General features: G+C 65.8%; 16 protein-coding genes. 10 read left to right on the top strand and 6 right to left on the bottom strand.

What is annotated here, in order from left to right; translation table 11 throughout:
- Window positions 1-42: 42 nt before the first annotated feature.
- Entirely contained in the window at window positions 43-1,011 is a 969-nt protein-coding gene (locus ACK3BK_RS21420) for a polyprenyl synthetase family protein (RefSeq protein ID WP_065864077.1), read from the bottom strand.
- A gap of 244 nt (window positions 1,012-1,255) precedes the next feature.
- Here ACK3BK_RS21420 and rplU point away from each other — a divergent pair, with 244 nt between their 5' ends.
- The 5 genes from rplU to ACK3BK_RS21395 all read left to right on the top strand — a co-directional run bounded on the left by rplU (window position 1,256) and on the right by ACK3BK_RS21395 (window position 5,084).
- Window positions 1,256-1,570: a 50S ribosomal protein L21 gene (rplU, locus tag ACK3BK_RS21415; protein ID WP_003247466.1), complete on the top strand. Its 315-nt coding sequence runs from the start codon at window positions 1,256-1,258 to the stop codon at window positions 1,568-1,570.
- Between the two features lie 38 nt (window positions 1,571-1,608).
- Window positions 1,609-1,866 (top strand): 50S ribosomal protein L27, encoded by a 258-nt coding sequence (rpmA, locus tag ACK3BK_RS21410; protein WP_029614211.1) that lies wholly within the window; start codon window positions 1,609-1,611, stop codon window positions 1,864-1,866.
- 187 nt (window positions 1,867-2,053) lie between these two features.
- Window positions 2,054-3,277 (top strand): Obg family GTPase CgtA, encoded by a 1,224-nt coding sequence (gene cgtA / locus ACK3BK_RS21405; protein ID WP_186668347.1) that lies wholly within the window; start codon window positions 2,054-2,056, stop codon window positions 3,275-3,277.
- 215 nt (window positions 3,278-3,492) lie between these two features.
- Window positions 3,493-4,611 (top strand): glutamate 5-kinase, encoded by a 1,119-nt coding sequence (gene proB / locus ACK3BK_RS21400; RefSeq protein WP_411383254.1) that lies wholly within the window; start codon window positions 3,493-3,495, stop codon window positions 4,609-4,611.
- Between the two features lie 23 nt (window positions 4,612-4,634).
- On the top strand, window positions 4,635-5,084 hold the full coding sequence (locus tag ACK3BK_RS21395) for a CreA family protein (RefSeq protein WP_186668416.1): 450 nt from the start codon (window positions 4,635-4,637) through the stop codon (window positions 5,082-5,084).
- A 127-nt stretch (window positions 5,085-5,211) separates the two neighbouring features.
- Here the strand turns inward: ACK3BK_RS21395 and mksF are convergent, their stop codons facing one another.
- The 3 genes from mksF to mksB are packed head-to-tail and all read right to left on the bottom strand — an operon-like array spanning window position 5,212 to window position 10,023.
- Complete coding sequence (gene mksF, locus ACK3BK_RS21390; protein ID WP_112899166.1) at window positions 5,212-8,043, bottom strand: Mks condensin complex protein MksF; 2,832 nt, start codon at window positions 8,041-8,043, stop codon at window positions 5,212-5,214.
- Window positions 8,040-8,747 (bottom strand): Mks condensin complex protein MksE, encoded by a 708-nt coding sequence (mksE, locus tag ACK3BK_RS21385; protein WP_186708123.1) that lies wholly within the window; start codon window positions 8,745-8,747, stop codon window positions 8,040-8,042. Before mksE ends, mksF begins: the two co-directional genes overlap by 4 nt.
- Window positions 8,737-10,023 (bottom strand): Mks condensin complex protein MksB, encoded by a 1,287-nt coding sequence (gene mksB, locus ACK3BK_RS21380; RefSeq protein WP_054892490.1) that lies wholly within the window; start codon window positions 10,021-10,023, stop codon window positions 8,737-8,739. The genes mksE and mksB overlap by 11 nt, the downstream gene beginning before the upstream one ends.
- Window positions 10,024-10,294: 271 nt before the next feature.
- Here mksB and ACK3BK_RS21375 point away from each other — a divergent pair, with 271 nt between their 5' ends.
- The gene (locus ACK3BK_RS21375) at window positions 10,295-11,089 is read left to right on the top strand and encodes an energy transducer TonB (protein ID WP_186668345.1); all 795 of its coding nucleotides are present in this window, start codon (window positions 10,295-10,297) and stop codon (window positions 11,087-11,089) included.
- Window positions 11,086-11,541: a ribosomal protein S18-alanine N-acetyltransferase gene (gene rimI, locus ACK3BK_RS21370; RefSeq protein ID WP_186668343.1), complete on the top strand. Its 456-nt coding sequence runs from the start codon at window positions 11,086-11,088 to the stop codon at window positions 11,539-11,541. The genes ACK3BK_RS21375 and rimI overlap by 4 nt, the downstream gene beginning before the upstream one ends.
- Window positions 11,542-11,553: 12 nt before the next feature.
- Here the strand turns inward: rimI and ACK3BK_RS21365 are convergent, their stop codons facing one another.
- Both ACK3BK_RS21365 and cra read right to left on the bottom strand, forming a co-directional pair.
- Window positions 11,554-12,330: a TatD family hydrolase gene (locus ACK3BK_RS21365; protein ID WP_186668341.1), complete on the bottom strand. Its 777-nt coding sequence runs from the start codon at window positions 12,328-12,330 to the stop codon at window positions 11,554-11,556.
- 2 nt (window positions 12,331-12,332) lie between these two features.
- Window positions 12,333-13,325 (bottom strand): catabolite repressor/activator, encoded by a 993-nt coding sequence (gene cra / locus ACK3BK_RS21360; protein WP_186668339.1) that lies wholly within the window; start codon window positions 13,323-13,325, stop codon window positions 12,333-12,335.
- Window positions 13,326-13,604: 279 nt separating this feature from the next.
- Between cra and ptsP the strand changes: the two genes are divergently transcribed.
- From ptsP to ACK3BK_RS21345, 3 genes are read left to right on the top strand one after another with little or no spacing between them, the layout of a single operon-like run.
- Window positions 13,605-16,457: a phosphoenolpyruvate--protein phosphotransferase gene (gene ptsP, locus ACK3BK_RS21355; RefSeq protein WP_411383253.1), complete on the top strand. Its 2,853-nt coding sequence runs from the start codon at window positions 13,605-13,607 to the stop codon at window positions 16,455-16,457.
- Between the two features lies 1 nt (window position 16,458).
- Window positions 16,459-17,409 (top strand): 1-phosphofructokinase, encoded by a 951-nt coding sequence (gene pfkB, locus ACK3BK_RS21350; RefSeq protein WP_186668335.1) that lies wholly within the window; start codon window positions 16,459-16,461, stop codon window positions 17,407-17,409.
- The gene (locus ACK3BK_RS21345; RefSeq protein WP_186721523.1) at window positions 17,406-19,133 is read left to right on the top strand and encodes a PTS fructose-like transporter subunit IIB; all 1,728 of its coding nucleotides are present in this window, start codon (window positions 17,406-17,408) and stop codon (window positions 19,131-19,133) included. The genes pfkB and ACK3BK_RS21345 overlap by 4 nt, the downstream gene beginning before the upstream one ends.
- Window positions 19,134-19,144: the final 11 nt, after the last annotated feature.

Below are 19,144 nucleotides of genomic sequence, written 5' to 3'. Positions count from 1 at the left end.
TGTGGGAGCGGGCTTGCCCGCGAATGAAGACGATGCGATCTATCAGTGCGTACGCGCGACCGCGAACTCGCTCAGCTCGACCAGCGCATCACGATATTCGCTCGCCGGCAGCACTTCCAGGCAGGCGATGGCACGGGCGACGTAGTCGCGGGCCATCTGTGCGGTGTAGTCGAGCGCGCCGGAGGCTTCGACGGCGATGCGGATCTGCTCGAGGTCTTCCAGGCCACCCTTCTGGATGGCCTGGCGCACCAGCGCCGCCTGCTCTGGCGTGCCTTCGCGCATGGTGTAGATCAGCGGCAGGGTAGGCTTGCCTTCGGCCAGGTCGTCGCCGACGTTCTTGCCCAGGGTTTCGGAGTCGCCCTTGTAGTCGAGCAGGTCATCGACCAGCTGGAAGGCCACGCCCAGGTGGTCGCCGAAGGTACGCAGGGCCTCGCGCTGTTCGTCGCTGGCGCCGGCCAGCGCCGCGGCGCTGTGGGTCGAGGCTTCGAAGAGCATGGCGGTCTTGCCGCGGATGACGTCCATGTACACCTCTTCGGTGGTGCTGGCATCGCGCACGCGCGACAGCTGCAGCACTTCACCCTCGGCGATCACCCGGGTGGCCTTGGAGAGGATCTGCATGACCGGCATCGAGCCCAGTTCGACCATCATCTCGAACGAGCGCGAATAGAGGAAGTCGCCGACCAGCACGCTCGGGGCGTTGCCCCACAGGGCGTTGGCGGTGGAGCGGCCGCGGCGCATGCCGGACATGTCGACCACATCGTCGTGCAGCAGGGTGGCGGTGTGCAGGAATTCGATGGTCGCGGCCAGCAGGCGCAGGTCGTCGCCTTCGCGGCCCAGGGCCTTGCCGCACAGCAGCACCAGCAATGGGCGCAGGCGCTTGCCACCAGCGGATGTGATATAGTCGCCGATCTTCGATACCAGCGGCACGCGCGAGGTCAGCTGCTTCTTGATGATCTCGTCGACGGCGCTGAAATCGTCAGCTACCGCGCGGTAGAAGGATTGGGGTTGCATCGGCTGCTCCATTGAGGTTGCGCGGCATGCTAGGTCGCGGGTCCCGGTGTGTCAAGGCGCGCTGCCTGCACCCTCGGGGCGGCACTTGCAAGGCTTTACCGGGTTGCGTACAATCGCGCACCCTAACTTCCTGGGCAGCACCTGCCTTACGCAATTGCACCGGGCCGTTCCAGCCTTGTGCAGCCATGCCAGCCAATACTCATCATATAAAGCGCTGGGTGAGCAGGATTATCGGAGATTCAAAATGTCCTACGCAGTAATCGTTACCGGCGGCAAGCAGTACAAAGTCGCTGAAGGTGAATTCCTCAAGATCGAGAAACTGGAAGTCGCCACTGGCGAATCCGTGACTTTCGATCGCGTTCTGCTGGTTGCCAACGGTGAAGAAGTCACCATCGGTGCTCCAGTCGTCGCTGGCGCCAAAGTAGTGGCCGAAGTGGTTTCGCAAGGCCGCCACGACAAGGTTCGCATCATCAAGTTCCGTCGTCGTAAGCACCACATGAAGCGCATGGGCCACCGCCAGTGGTTCACCGAGATCAAAATCACCGGTATCCAGGCTTAATCCCCTAGGTCCCCTGAATTTATTTGGAGAATTGAACCATGGCTCACAAGAAGGCTGGTGGTAGTACTCGTAACGGTCGCGACTCAGAATCGAAACGCCTTGGCGTGAAGATGTATGGCGGCCAGGTTATCAAGCCGGGCAACATCATCGTCCGTCAGCGCGGCACCGAATTCCACGCTGGCTACGGCGTTGGCATGGGCAAGGATCACACCCTGTTCGCCAAAATCGACGGCGTGATCAAGTTCGAGAAGAAAGGCGAGTTCAACCGCCGTTACGTGAGCATCGTCGCCGCTTAATCGCGACGTCGCTCCAGAAGCCCCGTCATGCGACGGGGCTTTTTCGTTTGTGGTGAGCCTCTTGCAAAGCTGTTTGTCTGGGCTGCCGGCGTTGGTTTCTGATGGTACGGGGCCGCCGCGCTCATTTTTGCAAGAGCCTCAGGGTTTTCTGGTTTTCAGCTCGTCGTCCGACGAGAGGCGGTTTTGAATGAAGTTTGTTGACGAAGTATCGATCCGGGTAAAAGCCGGTGACGGCGGTAACGGTTGCATGAGCTTCCGCCGCGAAAAATTCATCGAGAACGGTGGTCCCAACGGCGGTGACGGTGGCGACGGCGGCTCGGTGTACATGGTGGCCGACGAGAACCTCAACACCCTGGTCGACTACCGCTACACCCGCCACCACGAGGCCCAGCGTGGCCAGAATGGCGGCAGCACCGACTGCACCGGCAAGAAGGGCGAGGACCTGTTCCTGCGCGTGCCGGTCGGCACCACGGTGATCGATGCCTCCACCCAGGAAGTCATCGGCGACCTGATCACCCCCGGTCAGAAACTGATGGTCGCCCAGGGCGGCTGGCACGGCCTGGGCAACACCCGCTTCAAGTCGAGCACCAACCGTGCGCCGCGCCAGACCACGCCAGGCAAGCCGGGCGAACAGCGCGACCTGAAGATGGAAATGAAAGTGCTGGCCGATGTCGGCCTGCTGGGCCTGCCGAACGCTGGCAAGAGCACCTTCATTCGCGCCGTCTCGGCCGCCAAGCCGAAGGTTGCCGACTACCCGTTCACCACCCTGGTGCCGAACCTGGGCGTGGTCAGCGTCGACCGCTGGAAGAGCTTCGTCATTGCCGACATTCCCGGCCTGATCGAGGGCGCCTCCGAAGGTGCCGGCCTGGGTATCCGCTTCCTCAAGCACCTGGCCCGTACCCGTGTGCTGTTGCACCTGGTCGACCTGGCGCCGCTGGACGAGAGCAGCCCGGCCGATGCCGCCGAAGTGATCATCAACGAGCTGGCGCAGTTCAGCCCGGCACTGGTCGATCGTGAGCGCTGGCTGGTGCTGAACAAGGCCGACATGGTGATGGAAGACGAGCGCGACGAGCGTGTGAAGGAAGTCGTCGATCGCCTGAACTGGGATGGCCCGGTCTACGTGATCTCGGCCATCTCCAAGCAGGGCACCGAGAAGCTCAGCCACGACCTGATGCGCTTCCTCGAAGACCGCGCCGACCGCCTGGCCAACGACCCGGCCTACGCCGCCGAGCTCAAGGACCTCGACCAGCGTATCGAAGACGAGGCCCGCGCCCAGCTGCAGGCCCTGGACGACGCCCGTACCCTGCGTCGTACCGGCGTCAAGAGCGTCCACGACATCGGCGACGATGACGACTGGGATGACTTTGAAGACGACGAGGACGGTCCGGAAATCATTTACGTGCGCGACTGACCGGTTGCAGTACACTGGACGCCGCTCTTCGAGCAGTGTGCCGTGATCAGGCTTGGGCGTTGAGCCCATCGCGGGACGAGCCCGCTCCCACAGGTCCGCTGCGATCCTTGTGGGAGCGGGCTTGTCCCGCGATGGCCTCAACCCCCTCTCACGGTACGCCGCTCAAATGAGCGGCGTTTTGGTATCTACAGATTCGACATAGGTTGGAAGAGAAGATGCGAAGCAAGGTGACGGGCGCCAAGCGCTGGGTCGTGAAGATCGGCAGTGCGCTGCTGACCGCCGATGGCAAGGGCCTCGACCGTGGTGCGATGGCAGTCTGGGTCGAGCAGATGGTGGCGCTGCGTGAAGCGGGCGTGGAACTGGTACTGGTCTCCTCAGGGGCCGTGGCCGCAGGCATGAGCCAGCTGGGCTGGACCACGCGACCGAGTGCGATGAACGAGCTGCAGGCGGCCGCTTCGCTCGGCCAGATGCGCTTGGTGCAGGCCTGGGAGTCGAGCTTCGGCGAGCACGGCAAGCACACCGCGCAGATCCTCCTGACCCACGACGACCTTTCCGACCGCAAGCGTTACCTCAATGCCCGCAGCACCCTGCGTACCCTGGTCGACCTGGGCGTGGTGCCGGTGATCAACGAGAACGACACCGTGGTTACCGACGAGATCCGCTTCGGCGACAACGACACCCTCGCCGCGCTGGTGGCCAACCTGGTCGAGGCCGACCTGCTGGTGATCCTTACCGACCGCGACGGCATGTTCGACGCCGACCCGCGCAACAACCCCGAAGCCCAACTGATCTACGAAGCCCGCGCCGACGATCCGTCGCTCGACGCCGTGGCGGGCGGCATCGGTGGCGCCCTGGGGCGCGGTGGCATGCAGACCAAGCTGCGTGCTGCGCGCCTGGCCGCGCGCTCCGGTGCCCACACCATCATCATCGGTGGCCGTATCGAGCGCGTGCTGGACCGCCTGAAGGCTGGCGAACGCCTGGGCACCTTGCTGTCGCCTGAGCGTGGCATGCTCGCCGCGCGCAAGCAGTGGCTGGCTGGCCACCTGCAGACCCGCGGCACCCTGGTGCTCGATGCCGGCGCTGTGAAGGCCCTGCGCGAATCGAACAAGAGCCTGTTGCCGGTCGGCGTGAAGACTGTGCAGGGCAGCTTCCGCCGTGGCGAAATGGTGGTCTGCGTCGGCCCCGATGGCCTGGAAGTGGCCCGTGGCCTGGCCAACTACAGCGCCCTGGAGGCGCAGAAGATCATCGGCCAGCCGTCGGACGCGATCGAAAGCCTGCTGGGCTACAGCGCCGAGCCTGAGCTGGTGCACCGCGACAATCTGGTTCTGGTCTGAAGGAGACGCCCGTGCTGAAAAGGATGTTTGCCGTGGCAGCGTTGATGCTGCCGATGCTGGCCGGTGCCGAGGAAATCGGCCAGGTGTCCACCGTGTTCAAGTTCCTTGGGCCCAACGATCGCATCGTGGTCGAAGCGTTCGACGACCCCAAGGTCGAGGGCGTGACCTGCTACCTGTCGCGGGCCAAGACCGGCGGCGTTAAGGGTGGGCTGGGGTTGGCGGAAGACCGCGCGGAGGCATCGATCGCCTGCCGTCAGGTCGGGCCGATCAACTTCAAGGGTGAGCTCAAGGATGGCGAGGAGGTGTTCAAGGAACGCACCTCGCTGGTGTTCAAGACCATGCAGGTGGTGCGTTTTCTCGACAAGAAGCGCAACACGCTGGTGTACCTGGTGTACAGCGACCGGATAGTCGAAGGTAGCCCGCAGAATGCGGTGACGGCGATTCCGATTCTGCCTTGGGCGCATGCCCAATAAACGACGCAGCTCCTCCCCCTGTGGGAGCGGGCTTGCCCCGCGATAGGGCCCGACCTGGCGGCGAGGTTGCCAAGGCGGGCCCTATCGCGGGGCAAGCCCGCTCCTACAGGAATGGGCCGCGGTTGCCTCAGGCCAGCTCTTCGGCCTGATCCTCACGCACGATCGCTTTCACTTCATCCCGCCGACTGATGTACTTCCAGTCCGCCTCGTCGATGTAGATCCCGTTCGGCCCACTGCCGCCTTCCAGATCGATCGCCACGCGCGCCGACACCTGCGGCTTCACGCTCGCCAGGATAGGTACGAAGCCCAGCTGCTGGCTGGTCTCCAGCAATGCCGCCTGGTTGCGTTCGTCGATGTCCGCCGCTTCGTCGAGGTAGTAGGGCAGGCGAATGCGCCCGGCCAGGTCGCGGTCCATCAGGTGCAGCAACAGGTACATGTTGGTCAGCGCCTTGATGGTCATGGTGGTGCCGTTGGAAGCGGCGCCGTCGATGTCGGCGTGGATCACCGGCTGGCTGTTGATCTTGGTGATCTCGAAGGCCAGCTCGAACAGGTCTTTCAGGCCCAGCTGGTTGTGGTTGGCCGCTACCAGCCGCGCCAGGTACTCCTTGGCCTCTTCGTTCTTGTGATCCTGCTCGGCGCTCTGCGTGAGATCGAACACCGACAGCGTTTCGCCTTCCTCGTACTGGCCGGCACTGTGGATGATCTGGTCGATGTGCTTGAGCGCTTCCTTGTTCGGCGCCAGCACCACGCGGAAGCTCTCCAGGTTGGACACCTGGCGCTTGTTGATCTCGCGGTTGAACAGCGCCAGCTGGTGCTCGAGGCTGTCGTAGTCGCTGCGGATGTTGCGTAGGGTCCGGGCGATGTCGGTGACCGCCGCGCGGCGCGCCTTGGCCAGGGTGAGGGCTTCCTCGGTGCGGTGCGAGTAGGCGTTGATCAGCAGCATCAGGCGACGTTCCATGTCGTCTTCGCTGTCGAACTTGGCCACGCCTTTCAGGCGCACCTGGGCGTACAGCGCCTCGATCTGGTTATCGACGCGCTGCAGCGCCTGCCAGCTGTCCTGGTAGTCGTTGAGCAGTGGCAGCAGGTTGTCCATCGAGTCATCGACCGGCTCCATGAACGGCGTGCCGAACGGCAGGTCGGCCGGCAGCAGCTGGCGGCGGCGCAGGGCGTCGTCCAGGGTGCGCTGCTTGGCTTCCATGTCGGCGATCTGGCGGCCAACCAGTTGCAGCTTGGCCGACAACTGCTGGACGCGCTCGGTGAAGGCGTCACTGGAGCGCTTGAGCTCGTCCTGGGCGGCTTCGAACTGCGCCAGTTGCTCCATTTTCTCTGGCTCTTCGGCGCTCAGGGTCTCGGTGCGGCGGAAGTCTTCCAGGGCTTTCTGCGCATCCAGCACCTGCTGGTACAGCGCCTCGGTCTGGGCTTTGCTCGCGGCGCGGTCCAGGGCTACGGCCTGCTGGGTCTTGAGCTGCTTGAGCTCCTTTTCCAGGCGCTCTTTCTGGTCGCGCAGGGCGGCACGGTCGGCCAGGGCCTGCAGTGCGGGCGGCTCGATGTGCGACAGGTCGATGGACAGGCCCGGCACTTCGAAGCGCTCGCCCTTGAAGCTGTCGAGCACGCCTTCAAGCGTCTTGACCCACAGGTCGCTGTCGTCCAGCTCGATGCCCCGATCGCCCAGCGGCAGGCTGAACAGCGCGCCATTGAACAGGCGCATCAGGCGATCGACATCCTGCTGCGAGAACTCCTCGCGCAGGCGTGCGTAGCTGTTGTTGTCGGCGTGCTCGAGCTGTTGCTTGACCGCCTTGACGCGTTTTTCCAGGTCGCGCACGCGCTCGTCGAGGTCTTCGGCGGAGAACTGGCGCGACTGCGCCAGGGCGCCGGCCAGTTCGTCGTGGGCGTCCTTGGCGGCGAGCAGTTGCTGCTCCAGCACCTTGACGTCATCGACCAGGGCGAAGCGGTGCTTGAGCACCGACAGCTCGCCGAGCCAGCGCTGGATGCCGGTGATTTCGCGCTCCAGGCGCATCAGCTCCTGGGTGCCGCCACGCTGGTCGTTCTGCAGGCCATCCTGCTCGGCGCGGTAGTGCTCGGCCTGGATCACCAGCTCTTCCTTGCGCGCTACGGCGTAGTCCTGCCAGGTGCCGAGCAGGCTGTCGAGCAGGGGGGAGAGACGGTGCAGCTTGCCGCGCAGGATGTCGCGCTGGGCCACGCCGCCGGCAAGTGCTTCGACCAGCGGGCCGGCAGCGACCAGGGCGTTGTAGTCCTGCTCCATGCGGCGCACGTCGCGGAAGGCTTCTTCACAAGCCGCAATGTAGTCGACGCTGCCCGAGCGCAGGCTGTGCTCGAAGGCATCCAGGAACAGCTGCTTGAGCTTGGCAGCAGTGATCTCGCGCATGTGCAGCAGGTTGATGAACAGCGCGCGGAAGGTCTTCAGGCTCTGCTCGCTGGTCGAGCGCAGCGGGATCAGGGTGAGGTCCAGCGGCACCGAGGTGTGGCCGCCGACCAGCAGCCGGCGCAGTTCGTCCGGCTTGAGTTCGTAGGCCTTGAGGCCGTTGCGCTCGAGGTTGGTGAACAGCTCCTTCTGGCGCAGGCAGGTGTCGTCTTTCTGGTAGTGGGCCAGGTCCAGCTCGCCCTGATAGGCGAAGAACTGGTGGCCGAAGCCGCCGCCGGGGCCGCGACCGACCACGCCGATCACGTGCGGGCCGTGGGGCAGGTTCAGTTCGCAGAGGATGTAGCTGGTGTCGCTGGCGAAGTAGAAGCGCCGCGACTGCTCCAGGCTGTACTTGCCGAAGCTCATGTCCGACATGCGTGCCAGGATCGGGAACTGCAGGGCGTTGATCGACGCCGATTTACCCAGGTTGTTCGCGCCATAGACCGACAGCGGGTGTTCCAGCGGGAACAGGCCGAGGCTGTAGCCGGCGGTGTTGAGCAGTGCGAAGCGGCGAATGCCGTAGCGTTCCTGGCTCATGCGTCAATCTCCTGTTGCTCTTCGCGGATGGCCCGGGCCAGGGCGTCTTCTTCGCTCTCGTCGCCCTCGAAGGGGGTGAGGTCGAGCGGATCGTCGGTGCGGTTGAGTTGTTCCGGGGTTTCTTCCTCGACCAGCACCGGGACCGGCAGCGGCAGGTCGCTGTGCAGGGTGGCGGCCAGGTCGCGGTCCTGCTGGACCGACAGGCACACATCGAGGAAGCGGTGCATCGGCGGCAGGAAGCGGTAGATGCCGCCTTCTTCATGGGCGAAGCCCAGCTGGGTCATGCGGCGCAGGATCTTCTCTTCGAGCTCCTCGACCGTCTGCACTTCGGCTTGCAGGAACAGGTCGCGGTATTTTTCCAGCAGCGAGGGCAACTCGTCGCGGCCGATGCTGCCGCCGTCGAGCACGGCCATCGGGTCGCGGCCCTGGTCGGCCAGGTGTTCGACCAGGATGAAGGTGAACAGCGACAGGCGCTGGGCGGTCTTGTTGACCTGCGCGGCGGCCTGTTCGGGGACGAAGTAGTAGAAGCCACGGGTGTCGCAGACCAGCTCGAAACCGAGCGCCTTGAACAGGGTGCGGTACTGGTCCTGGAAGTTCGACAGTTGCGCGTACAGTTCCGGGTCGCGGCGGCTGACGTGGAAACCCTTGAACAGCTCGCGGAAGATCGGCGCGAGCTGGGACAGTTCGGAAAGATCAAGATGCATTGGCTGGGCTCGCGGTGGATTCGGTGGCTGCCGGTTGTTGTTCGCGGCTGGATGTCAGGGCGAAGGAACGCAGGCTGACCAGGTGTTCGCGGGTGGTGTAGTCCTGGCGCTGCAGGCGCTCGCGGCTGAAGCGCTTTTCGCGCGAAAGGCGCGAGAACCAGTACAGCAACTCGTCGGTGGCACCTTCGGGTTCCTGCTCCAGCAGCCAGACCATCAGATCCGGCAGCGGCAGGGCGTCCTCGCAGCGTTCGAGCATTTCCTTGACCGTACGCGGTGCGCGTGGCAGCGGGCCCTTGTGGGTCTTGTGCGCCTTGGGGAAGCGCGCAGGCTTGGGCTCGAAGCGGGCCAGGGCGTAGACATAGGCCTCGACCTGGCTGGCGCTGCCCAGGAAGGTGCTCTGCGGCCGGGTGAACATCGGCATGGCCGCTTGCGGCACGGCGTCGATGCCCTTCTTGCGGATCACCGACAGGGCCAGTGCCGCGCCGCGGGTGACGGCGTTGTGTCGGCGTGCTTCCTCACGCAGCGGCAGCAGCAGCTCGCGGGCGTGGCGCAGGGTGAGCTGGGCGCTGGTCTGCATCTCGAGGATACGCGCGTGGGTGCGCAGCAGCATGTCGTCGTCGACCAGGTGGCCCAGGCGCGCCTGCTCGCCCAACAGGCGCAGCAGCACGGTCTCGACCTTGCGTACGCCCTGTTCGAAGGCACCGTCGGCGTTGACCAGCTGGATCATCGGTTCGACGTATTCGTCCCAGGTCGCCAGGACCTCGGCGTAGCGCTGGCGCAGGGGGATCTGGCGGTTGCTGGTCTTGGCCCGTTCGGCCACGGCGACCAGCGCCTGTTCGTCGTTGTCGAGCTTCTTCAGGACATCGCGCACGCGCATGTCGAGCAGGCGCAACTGGCGGGCCAGGTCGTCGCTGTCGCGGTTGTCGAAGGCGTCCTGGATGTGTCCGGCCAGACGCTCGAGGTGGCGCAGGTAGGCTTCGATCTCCAGGCACAGGCCAAGGCGGTGCTCGCGGCGCAGGTAGGCGAGGAAGTCGTGGATCTGCGCGTTGAGCTCGAAGCGGTTCGGGCTCTTGGCAACCGGGACCAGGATGTCCAGGCGAATCCACACGTCGAGCAGCTGGGTGATGTCCTGCGGCGTGCTCTCCACCTGCTGGCGGGCCAGTTGCTGACGCAGCTCGACCAGGCTCAGGGTGCCCTGGTCGAAGCGCTCGCACAGCGGCTCGATCAGGGCCCAGTGTTCGGCTAGGGCGCGTAGGACGCGCTTGGGTTCGATCATTGGCGGGTCGACTCTTGCCAAATAAAAGGGGCGATTGTACTGCATACGGGGGGGAGGATTTCACCCCTTGGTCCGGGATTTGCGTTGATCTGTGCCAGCCTCTTCGCGGGCAAGCCCGCTCCCACAGATACAGCGCCTGGCCCCGTGGGAGCGGGCTTGCCCGCGAAGAGGCCGACACAAGCAATAAATTTTTCCGCCAGCCTGTTGCAGCACGGTGTCGCCAACAGCGTTAGAATGCCCGACTGAACCAAGCCCCCCGGATACCCGTGCCTTGCTGACCGAACCCCGCCGCCGCGCCTACCTTTCCGCCATGCAAGTGGTGCACTGGCTGCCGCGTGCCGAACTGCCGTTCGCCGCGCCTTCGCGCCCCGAGCTGCTGTTGCCGGTGGCGCCGGTCGAGGAGCTGGATGTCGAGGTGCAGCCGGTGCGCCAGGCGCCTGCGCAGGGCGAAGCCGCGTCGGTCCATGCCCGCTCCGGCGAGCGACCGAAAATCGAGATCCCGCGCCCCGGCAGCACGCCCAAGCCTGCTGCCAAGCCGGTCGAGCGCGAAGAGGAGGCGCCCAAGGCTGCCCGTCCGTCCCCGGTGCCGCCGCCGCGTTTCGCCCTGCAACTGCTGCGCGCCGGCACGTGCCTGTTGCTGGTGGAGCTTGCCACCGGCCAGCCGTTCCAGAGCCGCGACCCTTCTTACCTGTTGCTCAAGGACATGCTGCGCGCTGCGGGCCTGCCGGACGCGCCGCAGATCATCGGCGAGCCGGTGCGCTGGCCGCTGTTCGTACGCGGCAACATGGAGCAGGGGCCGGAGGCTGCGCGTGATTTCGTCCAGGGCTTCATCCAGGCCCGCCTCGAAGAGGCCCCCTGCACCTGCCTTTGGCTGATCGGCCTGCCAGCGGTGCGTTTTGCCGGCGACGCCGATGCCCAGGCCTACTACCAATCACTGAAGATCGACGGCCTGGGCGATGTCTGGGCATTGCCGGGTCTTGAACTGTTGATGGACGAACCGCAACGCAAGGCGGACGTCTGGAAAGCGATGCGCCAGCTGATGGCGCGCTGGAAGAGCGTTGAATGAGTGACTCGATCAGTTTCCGCCCGATGACCGAGGCGGATCTGGATAACGTGCTGAAGATCGAATATGCCGCCTTCAGCCACCCCTGGACCCGCGGGATCTTCCAGGATGCGCTCAAGTCCTACGAAGTGTGGCTGATGTTCGACGGCCAGCAGCAGGTAGGGCATGGCGTGATCAACGTGATCATCGACGAAGCGCACCTGCTCAACATCACGGTCAAGCCGGAGAACCAGGGGCGCGGCCTGGGCTTGCGGCTGCTCGAACACCTGATGGCGCGTGCCTACCAGCTCAATGGGCGCGAGTGTTTCCTGGAGGTGCGTGCCAGCAACCAGTCGGCCTATCGTTTGTACGAGCGCTACGGATTCAACGAGATCGGTCGGCGTCGCGATTACTACCCGGTCGCTGGCGGGCGTGAAGACGCCCTGGTGATGGCCTGCACCCTGTTCGAAGAGTAACCGCCTGCGCGGCTACCAGCCGAACAGCTCACAGGCGTTGCGCGTACTGGCCTCGGCCAGCGCCACGCACTCCACCCCCATGACCTCGGCCAGCGCTCGGGCAATATCGGGCAGATGCTCGGGGCTGTTGCGCGCGCCGGGGTGCATCACCGGCGGCATGTCTGGCGCGTCGGTCTCCAGTACCACGCTCTCCAGCGGCAAGCGCGGCAAGGTCTTGCGCAGGCGCAAGGCCTGCGGCCAGGTGGCGGCGCCACCCAGGCCCAGCTTGAAACCGAGCTTGATGTATTCGCGGGCTTCTTCGTAGCTGCCGGCGAAGGCGTGGATGATGCCGGCGCGTGCGGGCTTGTAGCGCTTGAGGGTGGCGATCACCTGGGCGTGGCTGCGGCGTACGTGCAGCAGCGCAGGCAATTCGAAGTCGCAGGCCATCTGCAATTGCGCTTCGAACAAGGCCTGCTGGCGGTCCTTGTCGAGCTCGGGCAGGTAATAGTCCAGGCCGAACTCGCCGACCGCACACAGGCGTGGATCGCCGCGCAGGCGTTCTAGCCACGCGCGCAGTTGCGCCAGGTGTTCGGGCCGGTGCTGCTCGAGGTACACCGGGTGCAGGCCGAGGGCGGCTGGCAGGCGTGCATCGCTGCAAGCCAGGTCCCAGACCCGCTGCCAGTTGCCCTGATCCACCCCCAGTACCACCATGCGCTCGACCCCCAGCGCCGCTGCGTTGGCCAGCAGGCGCTCGCGGTCGGCGTCGAAGTCGGGGAAGTCCAGGTGGGTATGGGTGTCGATCAGGCGCATGTTCAGGCCGAAATGCGCTGCTTGAAGGTTCGCGCCACGGCATGTACGCCTGGGGCGTAGGTCTTCTGCTCGATGGCGGCCAGGGCCAGCTCCAGTGCGGTGGCGGCGATCTGACCGTGCTGCTGGGCCATGGCGTTGACCGGCAGCGGCAGGAAGTCGAGCAACTGGTTGTCGCCGAAGGTGCCCAGTTGCAGCCCACGTGGCCCGCTGGCACGGGCTTGCAGGGCGTCGAACACGCCTTGCAGCAATACGTAGGAGGTCGTCACCAGGGCATCGGGCAGGTCGCCGAGCTCGTCGATCAGCGTTTCCATCAGGCGCTGGCCACAGGCGCGGCTGAAGGCGTCGCCTTCGTAGCGGCGAACTTCGCCATCAAAACCTTGCAGGGCCTCGTCGAACCCCCCGGCGCGGGCCTGGCTGACCGATAGCTCCGGACGCGCACCGATCAAGGCGATGCTGCGAGGCTTGCTGCCCAGCAGGCTTTCGGTGAGTTGGCGGCTGGCATCGCGGTCGTCGCTGATCACCGAGCAGAAGTGCGCGGGGTCGAGGCGGCGGTCGATGGCAATCACTGGCAGGCCCTTGCTCTGCATTTCGCGATAACTGTCATCTTCCGGCGGCAGGCAACTGGCGACGAACAACGCATCGCAGCGGCGAGCGCGGAACAACTGCTGCAGCTGGCGTTCGCTTTCGGGCTGGTCATCACTGCTGGCGATCAGCAACTGGTAGCCACGGGCTCGCGCGCCCTGTTCGAGCTGCTTGGCGATGCGTGCGTAGCTGGGGTTTTCCAGGTCCGGGAGGATGAAGCCGAGGGTGCGTGTGTGCCGACTGCGCAGGCCGGCAGCCTGGGGGTTGGGCGTGAAGTCGTGGGCATCGACCACGGCGCGCACCCGCTCGACGGTGGCGCTGCTGATGCGCTGCTGTTCGGCCTTGCCGTTGATGACGTAGCTGGCAGTGGTCACGGAAACACCGGCCAGACGTGCGATATCGCTGAGTTTCACCGCATTTTCCTTGTTATTACCGGGGCAGCCTGGGGCGCCTGATCGGTTAGTCTTACTCAGAATTGTGTCCAAGTGCAGGCGACCATTGTCGCAATTGTTCCGACAAACTGGGGCTTTTTCCTACGCAGATTATCGAGTAACGTGGCCGCCTGGTCAGATTAAACGTTTCAGCATCCGATTGAACGGGAACTGCCCCTGAGCCCGCGGGTGAAAAAACGCGTTGAATCCCACAACAATAACCTCAGTCCCGAGCGACGGGTACTGCAAAAGGAGAAGGTCATGCTCGAGCTCGCGAGAGAGCAGATAGCCATGGGCCAGGTTGCCAGCGATAAAGCAGCGGCACTGCGCCTGCTGGCCGATCGGCTGGTCAGCGATGGCCTGGTCGCCGAGGGTTACCTCCAGGGCCTTGAGGCTCGCGAGGCGCAGGGCTCCACGTTCCTCGGCCAAGGCATCGCCATTCCCCACGGTACCCCGCAGACCCGCGACCTGGTGTACGCCACCGGTGTTCGCCTGTTGCAGTTTCCCGAGGGGGTGGACTGGGGCGATGGGCAAATCGTCTACCTGGCGATCGGCATCGCCGCGCGCTCTGACGAACACCTGCGCCTGCTGCAACTGCTGACGCGTGCCCTCGGTGAAACCGACCTGGCCGAGGCGCTGCGCCGCGCCAGCTCTGCCGACGCACTGCTCAAGCTGTTGCAGGGGGCGCCGCGTGAACTGGCGCTGGATGCACAGCTGATCGGTCTGAACCTGCCCGCCGAAGACTTCGCTGAACTGGCCTGGCGCGGTGCGCGCCTGCTCCAGCGTGGCGGCTGTGTAGACAGCGGTTTCGCAGCGCTGTTGCAGCAGGCCGAGCCACTGCCGTTGGGGGAGGGGTTGTGGTGGTTGCACAGCGAGCGCGATGTGCTGCAGCCTGGCCTGGCGTTCGTGACGCCGCAGCAGCCCCTGCGTCATCGTGACCAGCCGTTGAACGGCCTGTTCTGCCTGGCCAGCCTTGGCGCTGCGCACCAGGCCTTGCTCGAGCGCCTGTGTCAGGTGCTGATCGAAGGGCGCGGGCAGACCCTCTACCAGGCCACCAGCAGCCGCGATGTGCTGCAGGTGCTGGGCGGCGAGGCGCCGCCCGATTGGCCCAGCGTGCGCGTGATACTGGCCAACCCCCATGGCCTGCATGCCCGCCCGGCGAAGGTGCTGGCGCAACTGGCCAAGGGCTTCGAGGGTGAGATCCGCATCCGCCTGACCGACAGCGGCCATCCCGGCGTATCGGTGAAAAGCCTGAGCCGCCTGCTGTCGCTGGGGGCCCGGCGTGGGCAGGAACTGGAGCTGATCGCCGAGCCGGGGATCGCCAGTGATGCCCTGCCGGTGTTGCTGGAGGCCATCGAACAGGGCCTGGGCGAGGACGTCGAACCGTTGCCGGCCTTTGCCCTGCCGGTTGCCGAGGTGGTGCGCGAAACCTTGCAGGCGCCGCTGCCGGGCAGCCAGGTCCAGGGTGTCGGTGCCGCGCCTGGTATCGCCAGCGGGCCGGCTCATGTACGGATTGAGCGCCAGATCGATTATCCGCTGCGCGGCGAATCCTGCGCCCAGGAACGTGCCAGGCTGCGTGCTGCCCTGGCAGCGGTCAACGCCGAGCTGCAGACACTGGTGCAACGCAGCGACAAGGCCATCGGTGAGATCTTCATCACACACCAGGAGATGCTCGCCGACCCGGCACTGGGCGATGAGGTGGACCTGCGCCTGGCCCAGGGCGAAAGTGCCGCAGCGGCGTGGATGGCGGTGATCGAGGCGGCCGCCAGCCAGCAGGAGGCCCTGCGCGATGCGTTGCTTGCCGAGCGTGCCGCCGACCTGCGCGACATTGGCCGAAGGGTGCTGGCCCAGCTGTGTGGTGTCGCCGAGCAGGCCGAGCCGGCACAGCCCTATGTGCTGGTGATGGCTGAAGTCGGGCCGTCCGATGTGGCGCGTCTCGACCCGGCGCGGGTTGCCGGCATCGTGACCGCTCAAGGCGGGGCCACCGCGCACAGCGCCATCGTTGCCCGCGCTTTGGGCATTCCGGCGGTGGTCGGTGCCGGGGCGGCGATCCTGCTGCTGGAGGCGGGTACGCCGCTGTTGCTCGACGGGCAACGTGGCAAGGTCAGCGTTGCGCCGCCTGCCGATGAGCTGCAGCGTGCGTTGGCCGAACGCGATCAGCGTGAGCAGCGTCTGCAGGCCGCCTGGGTCAAACGCCATGAGCCGGCCGTGACCCGCGATGGCCATGCCGTCGAAGTCTTCGCCAACATCGGTGACAGCAGTGGCATCGACAAGGTGGTCGAGCTTGGCGCCGAAGGCGTCGGCCTGTTGCGCACCGAACTGATCTTCATGGCTCATCCGCAACTGCCGGATGTGGCCACCCAGGAAGCCGAGTATCGCCGCGTGCTCGATGGCCTGCAGGGGCGCCCGTTGGTGGTGCGCACCCTCGATGTGGGCGGTGACAAGCCCTTGCCCTACTGGCCGATCGCCGATGAAGACAACCCCTTCCTCGGCGTGCGTGGCGTGCGCCTGACCCTGCAGCGTCCGCAGGTCATGGAGGACCAGTTGCGCGCCTTGCTGCGCGCGGCCGACGACCGGCCACTGCGGATCATGTTCCCGATGGTCGGCCAGATGCACGAGTGGCGCGCGGCCAAGGCCATGGTCGCGCGGCTGCGTGAGGAGATCCCGGTCAATGACCTGCAGGTGGGGATCATGGTCGAGGTGCCGTCGGCTGCGCTGCTGGCCCCGCAACTGGCCCGGGAGGTGGACTTCTTCAGCATCGGCACCAACGACCTGACCCAGTACGCCCTGGCCATCGACCGCGGCCATCCGAGCCTGTCGGCCCAGGCCGATGGTCTGCACCCGGCGGTGCTGCAACTGATCGACATGACCGTGCGCGCCGCCCATGCCGAAGGCAAGTGGGTGGGCGTGTGCGGTGAACTGGCGGCCGACCCGCAGGCAGTGCCGGTGCTGCTGGGGCTGGCGGTGGACGAACTGAGCGTCGCGGCGCGCAGCGTCGCCGAAGTCAAGGCCCTGGTGCGCCAGGCCGATTACCCGACGGCCCGTGCCCTGGCGCGCGAGGCCCTGCAACAGGACAGCGCCGAGGCGGTACGGGCGCTGGTGGAGCGTTATTGAAATGGCCAAGATTCTCACCCTGACCCTCAACCCTGCGATCGACCTCACGGTAACCCTCGAGCGCCTGCACGCCGGCGAGGTCAATCGCACCCATGACCAGCGCAGCCACGCCGCCGGCAAGGGCCTGAACGTTGCCCAGGTGCTGGCTGACCTTGGGCATCAGGTGACTGTCAGCGGCTTTCTGGGGCGCGACAACCTGCAGCCTTTCGAAGCGTTGATTGCCCGCCGCGGCTTCGACGACGGTTTCGTTCGCGTGTCGGGCGAAACCCGCACCAACATCAAGCTGGTCGAGGCCGATGGCCGGGTCACCGATGTCAATGGCCAGGGCCCGCAGGTCGACGACGCGGCCCAGGCCGAGCTGCTCGAGTACCTGGCACAGCGGGCAGCCGGGCATGACGTGGTGGTGGTGGCAGGCAGCTTGCCGCGTGGCGTCAGCACGCAGTGGTTCTGCCAGTTGCTGGGGCAGTTGGCCGCACAGGGCCTGAAGGTGGCGTTGGACACCAGCGGCGAAGCCTTGCGCGCCGGTCTGCAAAGCACACCCTGGTTGGTCAAGCCCAATACCGATGAGCTGGGCGAGCTTTTCGGCATCACCGTGCAGGCTTTTTCCGAGCAGCGCGATGCCGCCCGGCGTCTGCTCGACAGCGGCGTCACTCACGTGGTGGTGTCCCAGGGCGAGCACGGGGTGAACTGGTTCGCCGCTGACCTGGCACTGCATGCCCAGCCGCCCAAGGTGCGCATCGCCAGTACCGTGGGCGCGGGCGACTCGCTGGTGGCGGGCATGGTTCATGGCCTGCTGCAGGCCGAGAGCGCCGGGCAGACCTTGCGCCGCGCCACGGCCATCGCTGCCCAGGCGGTGACCCAGGTGGGCTTCGGCATCGACGACCGCGAACAGCTGTCGCGCCTGGAGGCTGCCGTGCAACTGACAGAACAACAACAAGAGGCTCGCCGATGAACATTGCGATCGTCACCGCCTGCCCGAATGGCCAGGTGTCGAGTGTATTGAGTGCACGCTTGCTGGCCGCCGCGGCCCAACGCCGGGGCTGGAGTACCAGTGTCGAGGTGTGGGATGCCGAGCACCCCGAGCGGCGCCTGAGCCCCGCGCAGATCGCCGAGGCCGACTGGGTGCTGGTGGTCAGCACGGGTTCGGTGGACCTGAGTCGCTTCGTCGGCAAACCGGTGTACCAGAGCACCCCGGCCCAGGCGCTGGCTGATCGCGAAGGTTTCCTCGATGAAGCGGCGGCCAACGTCAAGGTGCTCGAAGCGAGCGGCGCCGAGGTGCCAAGCCGCAGCGCTGCACCCCGTATCGTGGCGGTCACCGCCTGCCCGACCGGTGTGGCCCATACCTTCATGGCGGCCGAAGCCTTGCAGCAGGCTGCCCGGGAGCTGGGCTACGGTTTCAGTGTCGAGACCCAGGGCTCGGTGGGCGCACGCAACCCGCTGACGGCCGACGCCATTGCCGAGGCGGACGTGGTGCTGCTGGCAGCCGACATCGAGGTGCCGGCTGCACGCTTCGCGGGCAAGCGCATCTACCGATGCGGCACTGGCATCGCCCTCAAGCAGGCGCGGGCGACCCTCGACAAGGCGCTGGCCGACGCCAAGCTGGAAAGCGCCGAGGGCGCAGCCGAGACGCCCGCGAAAAGTGAAAAGGCCGGTGTCTACAAACACCTGTTGACCGGCGTGTCGTTCATGCTGCCGATGGTGGTGGCAGGTGGGCTGCTGATCGCCCTGTCGTTCGTCTTCGGCATCGAGGCGTTCAAGGAGCCGGGCACCTTGCCTGCGGCCTTGATGCAGATCGGTGGCGAGGCGGCATTCAAGCTGATGGTGCCGATGTTGGCGGGGTATATCGCCTGGTCCATCGCCGACCGCCCGGGCCTGGCCCCAGGGATGATCGGTGGCCTGCTAGCCAGCACCCTGGGGGCTGGTTTCATTGGCGGTATCGTCGCGGGCTTTCTTGCTGGCTACAGCGCCAAGGCCATCAGCCGCTGGGCGCGTCTGCCCACCAGCCTCGAAGCGCTCAAGCCGATCCTGATCATCCCGCTGTTGGCCAGCCTGTTCACCGGGTTGGTGATGATCTACGTGGTCGGTCATCCGGTGGCGGCGATGCTCGAGGGACTGACGCGTTTTCTCGACAGCATGGGAACCACCAATGCGATCCTGCTCGGATTGCTGCTGGGTGGGATGATGTGCGTCGACCTCGGCGGGCCGATCAACAAGGCGGCCTATGCGTTCTCGGTAGGCTTGCTGGCCTCGTCGAGCTACGCGCCGATGGCGGCGACCATGGCCGCTGGAATGGTGCCGCCGATCGGCCTGGGAATCGCTACCTTTTTGGCCCGGCGCAAGTTTGCCCAGAGTGAGCGCGAGGCGGGCAAGGCGGCATTGGTGCTGGGGCTTTGCTTCATCTCCGAGGGCGCGATTCCCTTCGCGGCGAAGGACCCATTGCGGGTGATTCCGGCGAGCATCGCCGGCGGTGCGCTGACGGGGGCGCTGTCGATGTACTTTGGCTGCAAGCTGATGGCGCCGCACGGTGGGCTGTTCGTGTTGCTGATCCCCAACGCGATCAATCATGCGCTGCTGTACCTGCTGGCGATCCTGGCCGGGAGCCTGGTGACGGCGGTGGTGTACGCGCTGATCAAGAAGGGGGAGCGGGTGGAGATGGTGGTGGCGCCGGCCAAGTGATCGGCTGGAGG

The sequence above is a fragment of the Pseudomonas sp. L7 genome, from assembly GCF_046605565.1.
In the GTDB taxonomy this organism is placed as follows: Bacteria; Pseudomonadota; Gammaproteobacteria; order Pseudomonadales; family Pseudomonadaceae; genus Aquipseudomonas; species Aquipseudomonas wayambapalatensis.
The sequence above is the reverse complement of the archived record's forward strand: the minus strand, read 5'-3'. Positions and strand labels throughout refer to the sequence as shown.